Origin of the sequence: Bradyrhizobium uaiense (assembly GCF_010811875.1) — a bacterium.
Classification (GTDB): Bacteria; Pseudomonadota; Alphaproteobacteria; order Rhizobiales; family Xanthobacteraceae; genus Bradyrhizobium; species Bradyrhizobium uaiense.
This window is the reverse complement of record NZ_VKHP01000218.1, coordinates 1-16,191: the sequence shown is the minus strand read 5'-3', so window position 1 is coordinate 16,191 and position 16,191 is coordinate 1. Positions and strand designations below refer to the sequence as shown.

Annotated in this window: 12 protein-coding genes; 2 read left to right on the top strand and 10 right to left on the bottom strand. The window is 63.9% G+C overall.

Features of this window, described 5'->3' with window-relative positions; translation table 11 throughout:
- Positions 1 to 1,615: aldehyde dehydrogenase family protein (locus tag FNJ47_RS36125; protein WP_163160664.1), on the bottom strand; the 1,615-nt coding region annotated here is incomplete at its 3' end.
- 10 nt (positions 1,616 to 1,625) lie between these two features.
- Positions 1,626 to 2,543: a deoxyribose-phosphate aldolase gene (deoC, locus tag FNJ47_RS36120; protein WP_430649444.1), complete on the bottom strand. Its 918-nt coding sequence runs from the start codon at positions 2,541 to 2,543 to the stop codon at positions 1,626 to 1,628.
- A 350-nt stretch (positions 2,544 to 2,893) separates the two neighbouring features.
- Here deoC and FNJ47_RS36115 point away from each other — a divergent pair, with 350 nt between their 5' ends.
- Positions 2,894 to 3,688 (top strand): DeoR/GlpR family DNA-binding transcription regulator, encoded by a 795-nt coding sequence (locus tag FNJ47_RS36115; RefSeq protein WP_163160662.1) that lies wholly within the window; start codon positions 2,894 to 2,896, stop codon positions 3,686 to 3,688.
- A gap of 173 nt (positions 3,689 to 3,861) precedes the next feature.
- Here the strand turns inward: FNJ47_RS36115 and FNJ47_RS36110 are convergent, their stop codons facing one another.
- The 3 genes from FNJ47_RS36110 to FNJ47_RS36100 all read right to left on the bottom strand — a co-directional run bounded on the left by FNJ47_RS36110 (position 3,862) and on the right by FNJ47_RS36100 (position 7,649).
- Entirely contained in the window at positions 3,862 to 5,013 is a 1,152-nt protein-coding gene (locus tag FNJ47_RS36110; protein ID WP_163160661.1) for a substrate-binding domain-containing protein, read from the bottom strand.
- Between the two features lie 72 nt (positions 5,014 to 5,085).
- Positions 5,086 to 6,078 carry an ABC transporter permease gene (locus FNJ47_RS36105; RefSeq protein WP_163160660.1) on the bottom strand — a complete coding sequence of 331 codons (993 nt, stop codon included), beginning with the start codon at positions 6,076 to 6,078 and terminating at the stop codon, positions 5,086 to 5,088.
- A complete protein-coding gene (locus tag FNJ47_RS36100; protein WP_165446020.1) occupies positions 6,075 to 7,649 on the bottom strand; it encodes a sugar ABC transporter ATP-binding protein in 1,575 nt (524 codons plus the stop codon). Before FNJ47_RS36100 ends, FNJ47_RS36105 begins: the two co-directional genes overlap by 4 nt.
- Positions 7,650 to 7,952: 303 nt before the next feature.
- On the opposite strand from FNJ47_RS36100, the gene FNJ47_RS36095 reads away from it, so the two are divergent.
- Positions 7,953 to 9,785, top strand: coding sequence for an outer membrane protein assembly factor BamB family protein (locus tag FNJ47_RS36095; protein WP_163160659.1), 1,833 nt, complete (start codon positions 7,953 to 7,955; stop codon positions 9,783 to 9,785).
- A gap of 1,207 nt (positions 9,786 to 10,992) precedes the next feature.
- Here the strand turns inward: FNJ47_RS36095 and FNJ47_RS36090 are convergent.
- The 5 genes from FNJ47_RS36090 to FNJ47_RS36070 all read right to left on the bottom strand — a co-directional run bounded on the left by FNJ47_RS36090 (position 10,993) and on the right by FNJ47_RS36070 (position 15,718).
- Positions 10,993 to 11,760, bottom strand: coding sequence for a DeoR/GlpR family DNA-binding transcription regulator (locus tag FNJ47_RS36090; protein WP_163160658.1), 768 nt, complete (start codon positions 11,758 to 11,760; stop codon positions 10,993 to 10,995).
- Positions 11,761 to 11,911: 151 nt separating this feature from the next.
- Positions 11,912 to 12,910, bottom strand: a complete 999-nt coding sequence (pdxA, locus tag FNJ47_RS36085) for a 4-hydroxythreonine-4-phosphate dehydrogenase PdxA (RefSeq protein WP_163160657.1) — start codon at positions 12,908 to 12,910, stop codon at positions 11,912 to 11,914.
- Positions 12,907 to 14,214: a four-carbon acid sugar kinase family protein gene (locus FNJ47_RS36080; RefSeq protein ID WP_163160656.1), complete on the bottom strand. Its 1,308-nt coding sequence runs from the start codon at positions 14,212 to 14,214 to the stop codon at positions 12,907 to 12,909. The genes pdxA and FNJ47_RS36080 overlap by 4 nt, the downstream gene beginning before the upstream one ends.
- 15 nt (positions 14,215 to 14,229) lie before the next feature.
- Positions 14,230 to 15,270, bottom strand: a complete 1,041-nt coding sequence (locus FNJ47_RS36075) for a 2-keto-3-deoxygluconate permease (protein WP_163160665.1) — start codon at positions 15,268 to 15,270, stop codon at positions 14,230 to 14,232.
- A gap of 145 nt (positions 15,271 to 15,415) precedes the next feature.
- A complete protein-coding gene (locus FNJ47_RS36070; protein WP_163160655.1) occupies positions 15,416 to 15,718 on the bottom strand; it encodes a His/Gly/Thr/Pro-type tRNA ligase C-terminal domain-containing protein in 303 nt (100 codons plus the stop codon).
- Positions 15,719 to 16,191: the final 473 nt, after the last annotated feature.

Below are 16,191 nucleotides of genomic sequence, written 5' to 3'. Positions count from 1 at the left end.
CCGCACGCGAATAGTTGCCGTCCGGACGGACCTGCTTGCCGCCGACGAACAGTTTTGCCGTTCGATCGATCGGCGGCACGTCGAATCCGGTGCCGGCGCCGGCCGCCGTCGGCAGCGGCAACGTCTTGGCCCGCGCCTTGCGCCCACTCCAGGCCTTCGGCTTGAGATACTCATACATGCCTTCGCGGCCGCCCTCGCGGCCGAAGCCTGACTCGCGATAGCCGCCGAAGCCGACGCTGGCGTCGAACAGATTGGTGGCATTGACCCAGACCACGCCGGCGAGCAGCTTCGGCGCGATATCGAGCGCCAATCCGATCGTCTCGCTCCACACGCTCGCGGCAAGGCCGTAGCGCGTGTTGTTGGCGAGCATCACGGCCTCGTCCGGCGTGCGGAACGTCATCGCCACGAGGACCGGGCCGAAGATCTCCTCGGTCGCAACCGTCGAGGATGGATGCACGTTCCAGAGCAGGGTCGGCGGATAGAAGCATCCTTCCGCCGGGATCGCGCCGGACGCCTGATATTTCTCGGCGCCCTCCTTCACCCCGATCTCGACCAGCGCCTTGATCCGCTCGAGCTGCACGGGGGCGACCACCGCGCCCATGTCGATCGCCTTGTCGAGCGGCATGCCGACGCGAAGCGTCTCCATGCGGCGGATCAGGCGCCTGCGGAAGGTCTCCGCAATGCCCTCTTGTAGCAGTAGCCGCGAGCCGGCGCAGCAGACCTGGCCCTGGTTGAACCAGATCGCATCGACCACACCTTCCACCGCGCCATCGATATCGGCGTCGTCGAATACGATGAACGGCGATTTGCCGCCGAGCTCCAGCGTCAGCGACTTGCCGGTGCCAGCGGTCGATTGACGGATCAGCCGCCCGACCTCGGTCGATCCGGTAAAGGCGATCTTGTCGACGCCGGGATTTTCGACCAGCAGAGCACCGGTCGCACCGTCGCCGGTCACGACGTTCAGCACGCCCGGCGGCAGGCCGGCCTCGGCCGAAAGTTCGGCGAACAGCAGCGCCGTCAGCGAGGTGAACTCCGCTGGCTTCAGCACCACGGTGTTGCCCGCGGCGAGCGCCGGCGCGATCTTCCAGGCCAGCATCAGCAGCGGGAAATTCCAAGGGATGATCTGCCCGATCACGCCGATCGGCACCTGATCTGCGAATTCGCGCTCCTGCAACTGCGCCCAGCCGGCGTGATAGTAGAAATGACGCGCCGCGAGCGGCACATCGAGATCGCGGGTTTCCCGGATCGGCTTGCCGTTGTCGATCGCCTCCAGCACGGCGAACAGCCGGGCGTGACGCTGCAGCATGCGCGCCAATGCATAGAGATGACGCGCGCGGCCGTGACCACCGAGCTTAGCCCACGCCGTCTGCGCGGTGCGCGCGGCACTGACCGCCGCCTCGACATCGGCAGCAGCGCCCTGCGCGATCCGCGCCAGCGTCTTGCCGGTGGCGGGCTCGGTCGTCGTGAGATGCTTGCCGGCATGCGGCGCTGTGAACTTGCCGGCGACGAAGTGCCCAAACGTAGCGTCATGCCGCGCCAGCCAGGCGCGGGCCTCGCCGTCCGCCTCGGGCGCGGGGCCATACTCCATGGTCTCGAAATAATTTGCGACGCTCATCGCTGGAGTCTCATCCCACGGGGTGGCGGTTGAAAGCCGAGTAGTGGCCGGTCACGTGATGCTCGAGCTGCCGCTCGATGTCGGCAAGCAGGCTGGAGGCGCCGATGCGGAACAGATCCGGCTCGAGCCAGTCGCGCCCCAGTTCCTCCTTCATCAGGAACTGATAGTTGAGCACGTCCTTTGCCGTCGAGATTCCGCCGGCCGGCTTGAAGCCGATCTTGTAGCCGGTGCGCTCCTGATAGACGCGGATCATGCGCAGCATCGCCAGCGTCACCGGCAGCGTCGCGTTGACGCCTTCCTTGCCGGTAGAGGTCTTGATGAAATCGGCGCCGGCCATCATGCAGACCATGGATGCCTTGGCGACATTGCGCAGCGTCTTGAGGTCGCCGGTCGCCAGGATCGTCTTCAGATGCGCGTTGTCGCAGACAGCGCGGAAATCCTGGACCTCGGCGTAGAGCGCCCGCCAGTCGCCGGTCAGCACATGCTCACGCGTGATGACGACATCGATCTCCTGCGCGCCGTCGCGCACCGACGCCTCGATCTCCTTCAGCTTCAGTTCGTGGGGCACGAGGCCTGCGGGAAACCCGGTCGAGACCGCAGCGACCGGGATGCCCGATCCATCGAGCGCTTCGACGGCCGTGCCGACGAACCGATGGTAGACGCAGACCGCACCGGTATGCAGCTCACGCCCGGCAAAGCCGAGCTTCTCCAGAACGTCGCCGCGCACCGGCGCCCTGGCTTTGGCGCAGAGGCGCTTCACCCGTTCGGTCGTATCGTCGCCGTTGAGTGTCGTCAGGTCGATGCAGGTGACCGCCTTGAGAAGCCACGCCGCCTGCGCGTCCTTCTTGACCGTTCGCCGGCCCGGCAGGCTCGCAACGCGCCGTTCGGCGGCTGACAGATTGATCCTGATCTCGTCGACCCAATCCATCTCGAGCGTACGGCCGCTGTTGCGCGGGATCGGATGCGGATGCTCGCCGCCCGGGGAAGGCGATTGCACGGCCAAAGGGGACGGATTCTGTATGAAGACGCTCTGCGTCATGGCGGCGCCGTGCGGTCCTAGCGAATCGAGGAGATGGCCAGATAGATTGAATGTGTCGATCGCAACATGTGATCCTCCCCTGACCTTGCCATTGGGTTGCCGATCGCCTGAGGAACGACACGTCCCCACCGCTCGATCAGCCCAACGGACCGGATGTTATTATTGTAACAAATCGACGTTGATAAACTCACAACATTGTAAGATCATTGTCAATCGGAGAAGCAAGCTCGGCGATCAAAATGGCTGAAACCCCCAACGCACGACCAAGCGAGACACGCGTCCAGCGCCTGCAAAGGCTGCGCCGTGCCGTCGAGTCGGGTGGCACGCTGCATCTGAAGGACGCCGCCGAGCTCCTGAAAGTTTCTGAAATGACTGTGCGGCGCGACCTCGCCGGGCCGGATGCCGCACTCGCTTTGCTCGGCGGCTACGTCGTCAACGCGGCATCGCCGACCGGGATCAAGTACGCATTCGAGCAGGAGATCGACCAGCACACCCAGGACAAACGTCTCGCCTGTCGGGCTGCCGCGGCCTCCATCAAGGAGGGCGATACGATCTTCATCGACTGCGGCACGACGATGCAGTCGCTGGCGGACTGCCTGCCCGAGGATCTGCCGCTCTCGGTGATCTGCTATTCGATGAACGTGGCGTCGATCGTCACGCACCGACCGGCGACGCAGGTGATGTTGATGGGCGGGCTCTATCATCCGTCGTCGCAGTCCTTTGCGTCGGACGACGGCCTGTCCTATCTGCGGCGGCTCGGGATCAACAAGGCCTTCATCTCCGCCGGCGGCGTGCACTGGACCCGCGGCGCGAGTTGCTCGAACTTTCACGAAGTCGCCGTCAAGCAGGCCGTCATCGAGACCGCGATGGAGAGTATCCTTGTGATCGACGCGAGCAAGCTCGGCAGTCTCAAATCGGCATTCTTCTCCGATATCGGCGCGTTCTCGCGGATCATCGTCGGCGGCGGGGCGTCATCGGACATGCGCAAGCACTTCCGCAGCCTTCCCGTCGAATATGTGACCAGCGCAATCTAGAACCTTTTCCGTTCCGATCGGAGCGGGTTCTCAATTCGTGTTCTGACGCGTTTTCTTCGCGCGAACCGGTGCGCGCTTCGCTCGAAAAGGCTCTGACCCGGGCGGGGGCTGGCGCGCCCGGGTCAGCCTCGTCCGCGACGCGCGGCCTCGCGAACCGCGCATCGCGCCAAAGATCAGTTGCAGGCAGGCTTTGCCTTGTTGCAGGCGTCGGTCAGTTCCGGCGGCGGCTCCTTCTTGAACACCGTCTTGTAGGATTCCAGCACGTTCGACTGCGTCACCGGCAGCGACTGCACGCCGATCCAGCCGGGCGTTTCCTTGCCAAGCAGCGCGTTCATCATCGCCATCGCTTCCGCGACGCCCTGATCATAGGGGCGCTGCGACCCGGTTGCCTTCAAGGGACCGCCCTTGGCGATCTCGATCGCCGATTGCAGGCCGAGGTCGACGGTCGTGACGGGAATATCGATGCCCTGCGCGCGCATCGAGCTCAGCGTATCCAGCGCCGGCTGATCCCAGACCGCGAACACGCCCTTGACGTCAGGATTGCCGGTGAGGAAGTCGCCGGCGATCTGCGAGACTTTCGGCGGATCGGTGAAGTCGACCTGCTTCATCTTGATGTCGGGACGGTTCTTCTGCATCCACTCGCGAACCCCCTTGGTGCGCTCGTTGGTGCTGAAATAGTCAACGCCGAAATTGACGAGGCCGATGGTTGAGCCCTGCGCCAGGCAGGACGCCAGGATCTGGGCCGCGATCTGGCCGTTGCCCTGGCTGTCCGCCGAGATCATCGAGGCATATTCCTCCGGATGCTTCAGGCCGGTCGGAATGCTGTCCATCAGCACCAGCTTGATGCCGGCCCTGGCGATCTTCTTGTAGGTCGGCGCGGTTGCGGTGAAATCGACCGGGATCGAGATGATGCCGTCCGGATGCTGCTGGATGGTGTTCTCGATATCGGCGATCTGCTTGTCGACCTGATATTCGGCGGACGCGACGCCTGTCACCGTCACGCCGTACTTCTTCAGCGTGTCGGTGATGCCCTGGATCTGCAACTGCGCCCAGTCGAGATTGACGGTCTGCATGGAGATGCCGACCTTGAAGTTCTTCTCCTTGATCTTGGCGGCATCGGCGTCCGACAGTGCAAGCACTTCCGGCGAAGCCGCCTTCTCGCCATGCGGCCCCTGGCCGACGATCGATTTTGGTCCAAGCGTCGCAAGATCGACGCCCTTGACGCAGGTCGCCGGCACTTCGGCGCGAGCCGCAGGGGCAATCGAAATGGCCGTCGCCGCGATCAGTGCGGTCAGCGGCAGGGTTTGTCGCAAGATTGGCTTCATTGTTTCCTCCCTTTTTGGTCGCCGATTGACCGGAGGCCGACGACCTTGCCCCTACCCTTGCAACGCGGCGCTCTAGCGCTTCGTGAATGCGACCGCGGCCACGATGATCGCTCCCTTGATGACGAGCTGCATCGGCGAGCTGACGCCGAGCAGCACGAGGCCGTTGTTGAGCGTGCCAATGATGAGGCTGCCGAACAGCGTTCCCAGGATGTAGCCGCGGCCGCCGAACAGGCTGCAGCCACCGAGGATCACGGCGGCGATGACGTCGAGCTCCATGCCCTGCACGACGTCGGGCCGTGCGGCATGCGAGCGCGCGGAAAGCACCAGCGCCGCAAGTCCGGCCAATATGCCGGTCAGCACGAACGCCGCGGTCGTCACCCATTTGGTGTTGATGCCGGAATAGAGCGCCGCGGTCGGATTGCCGCCGACCGCATAGATGCGACGGCCGAACACGTTGTAATGCAGCAGCAGGATGCCGACGATCATCGCCACCAGCGTCCACGCGATCGGAACCGGGATACCCAGAAACGTGCCTTCGCCAAAGATCGCGAAATAGGTCTCGTTGGTGATGATGACCGGCTTGGTGTTGGTCACCATCATCGCCAATCCCCGCGCCATGCTCAGCGATCCCAGCGTCACCAGGAAGGATGGGATCGAGAGCTGCGTTGTGAGGATGCCATTGAGCAGCCCGACCAGCGCGCCGGTGCCAAGGCCTGCGACGGCGCCGACGATCCAGCTGTTGTTGATCTGACTCATCGCGAGCGCCGCGGCCATACCTGACAGCGCCAATGTCGATGCGACCGATAGATCGATCTGGCGCGCGATGATCACGAAGGTCATGCCGACCGCGATAATCGACACCAGCGTCGTCTGGCGGCCGATGTTCAGGAAATTGTCGACCGACAGGAACCAGGGCGAGGACAGGCTGAACACCACCAGGAGCATCACAAAAGCGATGTACAGCATGTAGGGCCGCTCGCCCCGCAGGAGGTTCTGCAGCAGCTTGCGGCGTCGATCGGATCGGGTCGGCGCGGCGACGACATTGGGCGCGGTCAGTTCGGTCATGCGGGCAGCTCTTGCAATACGCCTTGTTCTGAAGCCTGGTAGATCTGCAGCAGATGATGCAGCTCTTCGGCATCATCGATCTCTCCGCGCTTGAGCGTGCGCGCCACGCGACCATCCACGATCACGGAGATGCGGTCACACAGCGCGATCAGCTCGACGAGATCCGACGAGACGACCAGCACGCCACTGCCATCGCGCGCGGCATTGCGGATCACGCCATAGATTTCCTCGCGCGCGCCGACATCGACGCCGACCGTCGGTTCGTCGAGCAGCAGCACGCGCGGCCGCGGATCATTCCATTTTCCGAACACGACCTTCTGCTGGTTGCCGCCGGACAACGTCCTGACCAGGCTGGAGCCGCCTTGCGCTTTTACTGATAATCTAGCAATTGCCGTTTCCGCGCGCCTGGCGGCGGCGCGTTGCTGCATGAAGCCCCAGCGCGAGAAATGCGGAATCCGCGGCAAGGTGATGTTGCGCTCGATCGAATGGTCCAGCACCAGACCCTGCACGTGACGATCTTCCGGCACCAGTGCGACGCCGTGGTCGATCGCATCGGCCGCGCCCTTCGGCAGCCATGGCCGGCCCTCGGTCTCGAGCGTGCCGCGCTCGACCGGCCGGAGGCCGAAGATGGTCTCCAGAATCTCGGTGCGCCCGCTGCCGATCAATCCGGCGAGGCCGTGGATCTCACCCTTCATCACGGACAACTCGACGGCCGATAGCCGATCGTTGGAAACGCCCGAGAGCGACAGGACCGGCGATGAATCGATCGAACGCGCTGCAGCGGGCGCGGCGCGCGACGCAGCGGGCGCCGATCGATCGGTTCCGATGATGGCGTTGACCAGCCGCTTCATGTCGGTCTCGGCGGTGACGAAGGTGCCGGCATTGGCGCCGTCGCGCAGCACCGTGACGCGCTGCGAGATCTCGAAGACCTCGTTGAGCCGATGCGTCACATAGATCACACCGATGCCGCGGCGCGTCGCCTTGCCGATCGCATCGAACAGGATGCGGACTTCGTCCGACGTCAGCGAGGATGTCGGCTCATCGAGGATCAGCAGCCGCACCTCGCCCATCAACGCCTTGGCGATCTCGGTCATCTGGCGATAGGCGAACGGCAGCGAGCCGACCGTCGCTTTCGTATCGAGGGGAATGCCGAGCTCGCTCAGGAACGCCTCGGCTTTCGCCATCAGCTCGCGCTTGCGGACAAAGCCGAACCGCGCGCGCGGCTCGCGGCCGAGCAACAGATTGTCGGCGACGCTGAGCGATTCAACGAGACTGAGGTCCTGATAGACGACAGCGATCCCCGCTTCGCGCGATCGTGCCGGGCTGTCGAAGGTCGCCGGCTTGCCGGCGATCTCGATGGTGCCGCTGTCTGCCGCATGAACACCACTGAGGATCTTGATCAGCGTGGATTTTCCGGCCCCGTTCTCGCCCAGCAACGCGTGCACCTCGCCGGCGCGGACCTCGAGGTCGACGTCGCGCAATGCCCGCACACCGCCAAAGCGCTTGTTGATGCCACCGACCAACAAAAGCGCCGCCGACGGCCGAGGCTCTGCCGCGATCGAACCGGACAACTCCAAACTTTCCTCCCGTCACCGGCGCGCGGCGCTGGTACGATGCTGACATGTTGTTATTTTTGCAACTTATTGTGTTATAATTCTATCATATCGACGGCCTGTCAATGGGAGATCACGCCGGCAGGCGTCTGAATTTGGGGGCAGCCAGGTCGCGGTCATTGGCGTCCCGCCGCGAGCCGCGATCAGGTTCGGCACCGACTCATGCACGCCGCCGGCCTCCGCCAGGCGCGACGACAACCACCGGGGTTGTGCTACGCTTCCATCGCTCATCTCATCAAAAGCCAACGCCGGTGAACCGCGATGAAACTGAGTGCTGCGATTGCCGTCGCCCTGGTTTGGTCTTGCCTGCCTGCGACTGCGCAGCAAGGCGGAGCCACCCTCTACGCGCAACGCTGCGCGCAGTGTCACGACAGCGGCGACAAGGATGTCCGCGCGCCGAGCCGCGCCGCGCTGCAATCAAGATCGTTCGATGAGGTTCTGGGCGCGATCACCGCGGGCCCGATGGCATCGTTCGCACAGGGACTGAGCAACGACGAGCGAGCCGCGATCGCCTCCCTCATCACCGGCAAGGCCGCATCGCATGAGGCGGCTGAGAATGCAGGCCAATGTGCGCAGAGCGCGGCCGGTTTTCCGCAGCCGATCGACGGACCGCGGTGGAACGGCTGGGGCGCGGATATCAACAACAGCCGGTTTCAGCCGGCGGCGATGGCCGGCCTCACGCAAGACCAGGTCCCGCGATTGCGCCTGAAATGGGCGTTCGGGTTTCCTGACACGTCCGTCGCGTTCGCCCAGCCGACTGTGGTCGGCGGCTTGCTGTTCGTCGGCGGCGGCGACCGCAAGGTCCACGCCCTCGACGCCAAGACCGGATGCACGCGCTGGCTGTTTCCCACCGACGCGCCGGTCCGCGCGGCGATCAGTTTCGCCACGCTGGATAACGGTCAGTCTGTCATTTTCTTTGGCGATGTGCGCGCCAACGTCTATGCCGTGAACGCGACGACCGGCGCGCTGATCTGGACGAGCAAGATCGACGATCATGCGGCCGCCCGGATCACCGGTGCACCGGTCTTCCATGCCGGTGTCGTCTATGTCGGCGTCTCATCGATCGAGGAGGCCACGGGGTCGCGCCCCACCTACCAATGCTGCACGTTTCGCGGCAGTGTCGTGGCGCTGAAGGCAGAGACCGGCGCGCAGATCTGGAAGACCTATACCATTCCCGAAGCGCCGCAGCCGACACGGACGAACGCCGTCGGGACCCAGCTGTTCGGTCCGGCCGGCGCGTCGGTCTGGTCCGCGCCGACGATCGACGTGCAGCGCCAGGCGCTCTATGTCGCGACATCGAACAGCTATGCCGACCCGGCAACCGACACCAGCGACGCCATCCTCGCACTCGATCTCGCGACCGGCCGAATGCTTTGGCACCAGCAGGCGACGCCGAAGGACAGCTTCGTCGTTGCGTGTTTCGGCATCGACCAGAGCAACTGCCCGCAAGATCGCGGCCCCGACCATGATTTCGGACAATCGCCTATCCTGGTGAACCTGCGCGACGGACAGCGCATGCTCGTAATCGGCCAGAAATCCGGGGTGGTGCACGCGCTGGACCCCGACCATGAAGGCAAGATCCTCTGGCAGACGCGGATCGGACAGGGCGGCCCGTTGGGCGGGACCGAGTGGGGCTCCGCCGCGGACCAGGCCCGAATTTATGTCGCCAATTCGGACGTGCGGTTTCTCAAGGACGGCTCGCGGCGGCTTAATTCAAGCGAAGGCGGCGGCCTGTTCGGCCTCGATCTTGCGACCGGAAAAATCGTGCTGCAGGTGGCGCCGGTTGCCTGCGGCGATCGTCTCCAGTGCAGCCCCGCCCTCTCCGCAGCGATCACGCTGATTCCCGGTGTCGTCTTCTCGGGCGGCGTCAGCGGCTTCTTGCGCGCCTACGCGACCGATGATGCACGACTGCTTTGGGAGATCGATACCGCCCGCGACTACACCACGGTGAACGGCGTTGCGGCCCGTGGCGGTGCCATGGACGGGCCCGGTCCGATCGTCGTCGATGGCATGCTGTACGTTAATTCCGGCTATGCGCAATGGAGCGGATTGCCCGGCAACGTCCTGCTGGCCTTCGAGGTCGGTAATCCCTGACAGGCGCGATGTCGGCACTTGCGGCGACACAGCGAGCACTACTCGGCACGGGGTATTCGTGCTTTGATGGCGGGCAGGATCGGCTCATCGACCGGAAAGTAGGCTTCCCGATCGTCCCGCCTCTGGTTCCGAGCGGCGCAAGTTCGAGGCGACTCATTCCTGCGACTCGCCGATATCGGGGGCATGCGGACCGGAATCGACGGACATGGCTGCCGCGCCGGAAATCGATGCGCAATTCGTTGCGCACAAAAAACACAGAAACTATAAGTGCTTGAATGAATGGTCGGAGTGGCAGGATTCGAACCTGCGACCCCTGCGTCCCGAACGATCAGCGGTCGAAAAAATCAACGAAAACAATAAAGCTCGATCCTGATTGACCACCGTCATCGCTGTTTGTTCACGGAGTTTCGGTGGTCAATCGGTGGTTGGCGTTGGATCCGGGGGTTCGAGTCGCTAGACCGCTACCGCCTTTTCCCACAGAAACCGAACCTGCCGTACATCATCCGATCGTGTGCTTGAGGCCGTTCGTAACACGCGAGCGAATTCAACATCCGCTTGCCTGTTCCGGCGACCGCCTTGCGACAAAGCCGCTGATTAAGAGACAGCCCTGGCCTGAGAAAAATCAATGACTTGCTGGTCGCATCACTGGGCTTAACCGACTGAAAGTGGGCATTCGTCGCACGATCATAGTGATTGCACTGCCTGATATCCAAACACGCGCTACTCGGACTTGACGGGTCAACTGCGACTACAAGGCCATCGATCGGTAGGTTCAAATCGCGGACGTGCAACCATCTCAAATTGCTATTTCAAGCGGTCGCTTAGAGTTGCCCTCCGAAGGCAAAGGTCACACGTTCGAAATCGTGTCGAGCGCGCCAGTTTCTCTTATTTTTCAGTACTGTACGGGCGCACGAGCTTGAGCTCGGGCTCTATCTGCTTCCAGCGAGTAAGCGATCTTGAGGAAAGTCGTCGCCGGGTGCCGATAACTCGGCGACTAACGATCTCGGTCGCAAACTCACCGACGGCTGATCCAAGGGCCGTTCGAAGAACCACTCCTATGCACGCCATGGCGAACCTCGTCTGGTGATCGCCGCCTGGCATATGACGATTCAACTTGACGGCATTGCGCTCCAGTTCAGCAATTCCCTACCGCAACCCCGCCTCGGTCGATATTTTTTCCGATCGCGCGAAAAATTACGATGCCGGCTCAGCGGACGCCGGCAACGATCACGCGCGCTCCCGCATCGGCGAGACGCTTGCACTGCTCCTCAGATGCGCCGACATCAGTCACCAGAGTCCAGCGCGGCGGCAGCGGCGCCCAGGCCATCTGTTCGGCGCGGCCGAGCTTGCTGGCGTCGGCGAGAACGATGACTTCCTTCGACTGCTGCATCATCAGCGACTTCAGTGCGACCTGTTCGAGATCCGCTTCGCACAGGCCACGGCCATTCACCACGCCGTCGGCGCTCATGACGGCGCGGTCCGCGGTCATGCGCCGCAGCGCCTCATTGGCGAGCGGCCCCATGGTGCTCATGCTGGTGGTGCGCAGCGCGCCGCCCAGCACCACAAGCTCTATGCTTGGAGCCTTGGCGAGGAAGGGCAGCAGCGCAAGATTGTTGGTGATGATGCGCAGCCGCCGCTGCTGCAGCAGTCGGCCGAAGGCTGCGACCGTCGAGCCGGCATCGAGAATCAGCGTGTCGCCATCCTCGATCAGATCGATCGCCGTGCGCGCGATCGCCTGCTTCTGTTTGCCCTGAACCGCGAGGCGCTGCTCGAGCGTCGTCTCGTTCGCGTGGGCCGTGAGAATGGCGCCGCCATAGGTGCGGCGCACGGCATTGCTCTTGGAAAGATGCTGCAGGTCGCGCCGCACGGTGGAAGCGGAGACGTCAAAGCGCCGCGCGAGATCGTCGACATCGATCTCCCCCGCGTTCAGTGCTTCCAACAGACGAGCGTGACGCTCCTTGCTGCGCATCGACATCGAACCTCAGCCCCCGGATTCATTGCCGTCAGCCGAGCTCGACCGTATCGGCTTCGCGGCACGGCCGATGGATACCACGATGCATCGGCCGCGCAATGCCAGCGCTTAACGCGCATCTCGCCCCTCATCCTGAGGAGCCCGCGCAGCCCCCTCAAGCCGCCTTCTTCGGCGCGAGATCGACCGCCTGCCGCAGCGCCTCGATGAGGCTGCGCTCGTCGGCGATGCCCTTGCCCGCGATGTCGAAGGCGGTCCCGTGATCGACCGAGGTGCGGATCACCGGCAGACCAACAGTGATGTTCACACCGGCTTCCAGCCCCAGCACCTTGATGGGTCCATGGCCCTGATCGTGATACATCGCGACCACCATGTCGTAGTCGCCGCGGCCGGCCAGGAAGAACAGCGTGTCAGCAGGCAGGGGGCCGTGCACGTCCCAGCCCTTGCGCTGACAGGCTTCCACGGCCGGCGCGATCTTCGCGGCTTCCTCGCCGCGACCGAACAGCCCGTTCTCGCCGGCATGCGGATTGATGGCGCAGACGCCGATCTTCGGATTGGCGACGCCGGCGCGCACCAGCACGTCATGTCCTCGTGCGATGACACGCTCGACGAGGCCGGGCTCGATCTTCTCGATCGCATCGAGCAGGCCGATATGCGTGGTCACGTGAATGACGCGGAGTTTCGGCGACACCAGCATCATCGATACTTCCGGCGTGCCGGTCAGATGCGCTAGGAGCTCGGTATGGCCGGGATATTTGTGGCCGGCCGCATGCAGCGCTTCCTTGGAAAGCGGCGCGGTGCAGATGCCCTGCGCGAGCCCTGCCTGCACCACCTGCACGGCTCTCTCGATATAGCGATAGGCCGCCTCACCTGCCGTCGCCGACAGCCTGCCGAACGGCAGATCGTCCGGCACCAGCTTCAGGTCAACGCACTGCACGGCCTTCGACGCAAAATTCGCCTGCTTCGCGTCGCTCAACGCATCGACCTCAAGCGGCACGCCGACGATCTGACCGGCCTTGCGCAGACGGTTGGAGTCGCCGATCACCAGCGCATTGCAGATCGCCTGCACCTGCGGCTGCGCCAGCGCCTTCATGATCACCTCGGGCCCGATACCTGCCGGATCTCCCATGGTGATCGCAATGGTCGGACGAGTCATATGAAACTTCCTTTGGTTCGGACGGCGCGAAGCCGCTCGCTGACGCGGATGAGACTGTTCTTGTCACCGAACGCGCCCGCTTTGGTGGCGATCGGAACAGACAATCGGCCAAGAGTAAGGCCGAGCGACACGCCCGGCTCGATTTCGTCGGCAAGACGGATGCCGTTGACGCCGAAGCGCGCCAGCATCGCCGCGGCGGTTTCGCCGCCGGTCGCAGCGAAGGCGCCGACCGCGGGTGCGACGGCCTCAAGAGCGTCGGCGAGCCCCTTGGCGAGCTGCGGGCCGAGCGACATGTCGGGGTGATCATCCATCATGATCTCAACCAGTGTATCGCAGCCGCCGGCAAGTCGTTTCATCACGTCCGCGGCGAGCGCCGCCCGGCCGGCACCATCGTTGAGCAGCCTCTCCGGCGCGACCGGGAAATGCGCCACGGTGCCGGTCGCCTCCAGCTCGCGCGCGGCGGCGCGAGATACGCCGGCGAGCGAGCCCACCACGATCAGGGTGCCGGATGCGCTCGTCGGAATGCGCAGCGGCTCGACGGCATGGCTGACTTCGAGGCCGGCCAGCGCGTGCGCGAGGCCGGCGCTGCCGATAAAGAAGGTTGCGGGCGATGCATGCAGGCTCGCCTCCGCGATCAAACGCAGATCGTGTTCAGTCTCGGCGTCGCAGGTCGCGACCACGTCGCCCTCCCGGGCGAGCCTCGCGAACGTGGCTTTGAGATCGCCACCGCGCACGGCAGCGAGCTTGACCTTCTCACCGCGAACGCCCGCGGTCGCGAGAACGTCGACAAGATCGGCATTCGGGTAGGTGTGGTCGCGGTGCCAGACCTCAGCCTCCTCGAGCGGGCGGCCTTTGACCAGGATACGCCCGTCGATGGTGGTGCGGCCGGTGGCCGGAAAGGCCGGCGCGAACACGCCAAAGGCCGGGCCCGACCGTGACTTGAGATGCGCAAGCGCGGCGGCAGTCTCCGCTGCAGGTTGCCCCCGTAGCGTCGAGTCAATCTTCTTGAAAAGAATACGTCCGCCTTCGCACAGGCGCGCCAGCACATCGGCATGGCGGGCTGCAGCGGCCCCGGCCGAAAGACCTCGACTCGCGGCATCGTAGGCCAGGACGGGCAGCTGGTAGCCCGACGCGTCGGTCACCTCACCCCAAGTCACCGCAGCCGCACGCCCCCTTCTGCCGAAGGCGATCGCACAGTCCGCGGCACCGGTGAGATCGTCAGCGACGATCAGCCAGCTTTGGCTTGACGCGTTTTCTTGACGCAAACCGGTATCCACTTCGGTCGAAAACGCTTTAGGGGCCATCTTCAGCGACCTGCTTCAGTGACTTGCCTCAGTGACAACCGAGCGCGCCGCAGGGGTCATCTTGCCGGCAGAAGCCACGTTGTTCTCTTCTGCAGGCTCCTCGACGTCGCGACCAACAACGCGGGCTGTCCAGGCGGTGACGATCGGCACGAGGATTGCGGTAACCACGACGCACGCCGCGACGAGGATAGTCGCAGGCCGCGCCGCGTCCGCATAGGCCGGATTCGCCGCGGCGACAATCGCCGGGACGGCCGCCGCATTACCGGCCGTCGAGGCCGCCGCAACACCCGCGACCCCATTCCCGCCAGTGATGCGATCGGCGAGGAACAGCGGGATGCCGGTCACAACCACCACGGCCACTCCCATGCCGAGGCCGAGCAGGCCGGCCTGCCAGACCTTCGACAGATCGAGGCCGGCGCCGAGCGCGAAGGCGAAGAACGGGATCATCACAGGCACCGCGCGGTTCAGGAAGTCGCGCATCTCTCTGTCGAGATTGCCGATGATCATACCCACCACCAGAGGCAGGATAGCGCCCACGAGGGTCTGCCATGGAAATGCCGAGAGGCCGGCGACGCCCAAAGTGATCATGGTGAGGAAAGGACCGCTCTCCAGCGACATGACGGTATAGGCGCCGACGTCACGCGGACGTCCATATTGGCCCATCAACGCCATATAGAGACCGCCATTGGTGTCGTTCATGGCGGCGACGATCGCGAGCGTCGAGACACCCGCGAACATGCCAGCTGCGACCGGCGTCTCTCCCAAAATGCGGCCGAAGATCAGGCCGAGGACAACGGCCACGCCAACCTTCACGATCAGCAGGGTGCCGCCCTTCTTCACAATGTAGGGGGTCGCGCGGAAGTCGATGCTCGCGCCCATGCAAACGTAGAACACGGCGAGAATTGTCAGCGCGCCAGAGAACAGTGCCCCGGTAAAGGAGCCAAAAAACTTCGGGGTATCCGGAAAGAAGGTGGCAATAAGCGCCCCGACCAACAGAGGGACCACCATCATCCCGCCAGGCACGCTCTCGATCGCCCGCTTAATTGGAACCTGCATTTCTGTTGTCCTCCGGCGCACCGCACTTCCGATCATTTTTGCACGTTTTGCTGTTAAAACGAGCAAACGCAGGCCGTGTATGATCATATCGCGCAAAATTCAAGACTTATTGCGCATTTTGCGCAAAGCTGACCCGATCACCCCGTCAGATACCGTTAGTGTGCAGATGCTCGAAGCGCTTACTTGGGGCAACACCCACCGAAGCCCCGACCGTCGCATGCTTCAGCCGCAAGGCGCCCGGCCGGGCCCTCGCCTGCAGGCGGGACACCGCCTCGGCCAGCGGAACGTCGGCCCGTAAGCCGTCGCGCTCGCGCAGGCTTACTCGGACGTCCCTCATCTCGCACTCGCCGACGATGGCCGTCACCGGCACCGCCATTTCACGCGCCACCGCGACGCGCCGCGAAAGGGTATCGGCGCTGTCATAGGCAACGGCTCGGATCCAGGGCAACGGCTCGGATCCAGGCATCCTCGAACGCCGCCAGCAGCGTGCGCATCTCGGGGCGTCGTGGTAGCAAACGCTTCGCGCGATCTCCTCGAAAATTCTGAGCCGGATGCTCGGCCAGTGTGAAGCCCATAGCGACGATGTATCTCCGCTTTGGGAATATGGTGCACTCGGAGGGCGTTCGCATTTGCTGCGGGTTCAACGACTTGTGCCGATGAATGCATCAAAAGGGTTCTTTTAGCCTCAATAGAGCCTTCAGCTCCGTCGCGCGGGTCGCTGCATCAGCCATCGTCCGCGCGCAAAAGTACCGGACTCCGGATGGCCGCCCTTGCCTGCATTTTTGCAGCAAGTCGGGATGAAGTTCCGAAGTCGACCGGCAACGCCGATGTCATTGGTCATGCCGCAGGAAGCTGCATTGACCTCCGACTAGACGAGCTGCCATTTCCCGACGATCGGATCAGCTCCAATTCGAGCACAGA

Coding starts and splice junctions, on each gene's coding strand:
- deoC (WP_430649444.1), bottom strand. CDS start 2,543: ATGGATTGGGTCGACGAGATCAGGATCAATCTGTCAGCCGCCGAACGG.
- FNJ47_RS36115 (WP_163160662.1), top strand. CDS start 2,894: ATGGCTGAAACCCCCAACGCACGACCAAGCGAGACACGCGTCCAGCGC.
- FNJ47_RS36110 (WP_163160661.1), bottom strand. CDS start 5,013: ATGAAGCCAATCTTGCGACAAACCCTGCCGCTGACCGCACTGATCGCG.
- FNJ47_RS36105 (WP_163160660.1), bottom strand. CDS start 6,078: ATGACCGAACTGACCGCGCCCAATGTCGTCGCCGCGCCGACCCGATCC.
- FNJ47_RS36095 (WP_163160659.1), top strand. CDS start 7,953: ATGAAACTGAGTGCTGCGATTGCCGTCGCCCTGGTTTGGTCTTGCCTG.
- FNJ47_RS36090 (WP_163160658.1), bottom strand. CDS start 11,760: ATGTCGATGCGCAGCAAGGAGCGTCACGCTCGTCTGTTGGAAGCACTG.
- pdxA (WP_163160657.1), bottom strand. CDS start 12,910: ATGACTCGTCCGACCATTGCGATCACCATGGGAGATCCGGCAGGTATC.
- FNJ47_RS36080 (WP_163160656.1), bottom strand. CDS start 14,214: ATGGCCCCTAAAGCGTTTTCGACCGAAGTGGATACCGGTTTGCGTCAA.
- FNJ47_RS36075 (WP_163160665.1), bottom strand. CDS start 15,270: ATGCAGGTTCCAATTAAGCGGGCGATCGAGAGCGTGCCTGGCGGGATG.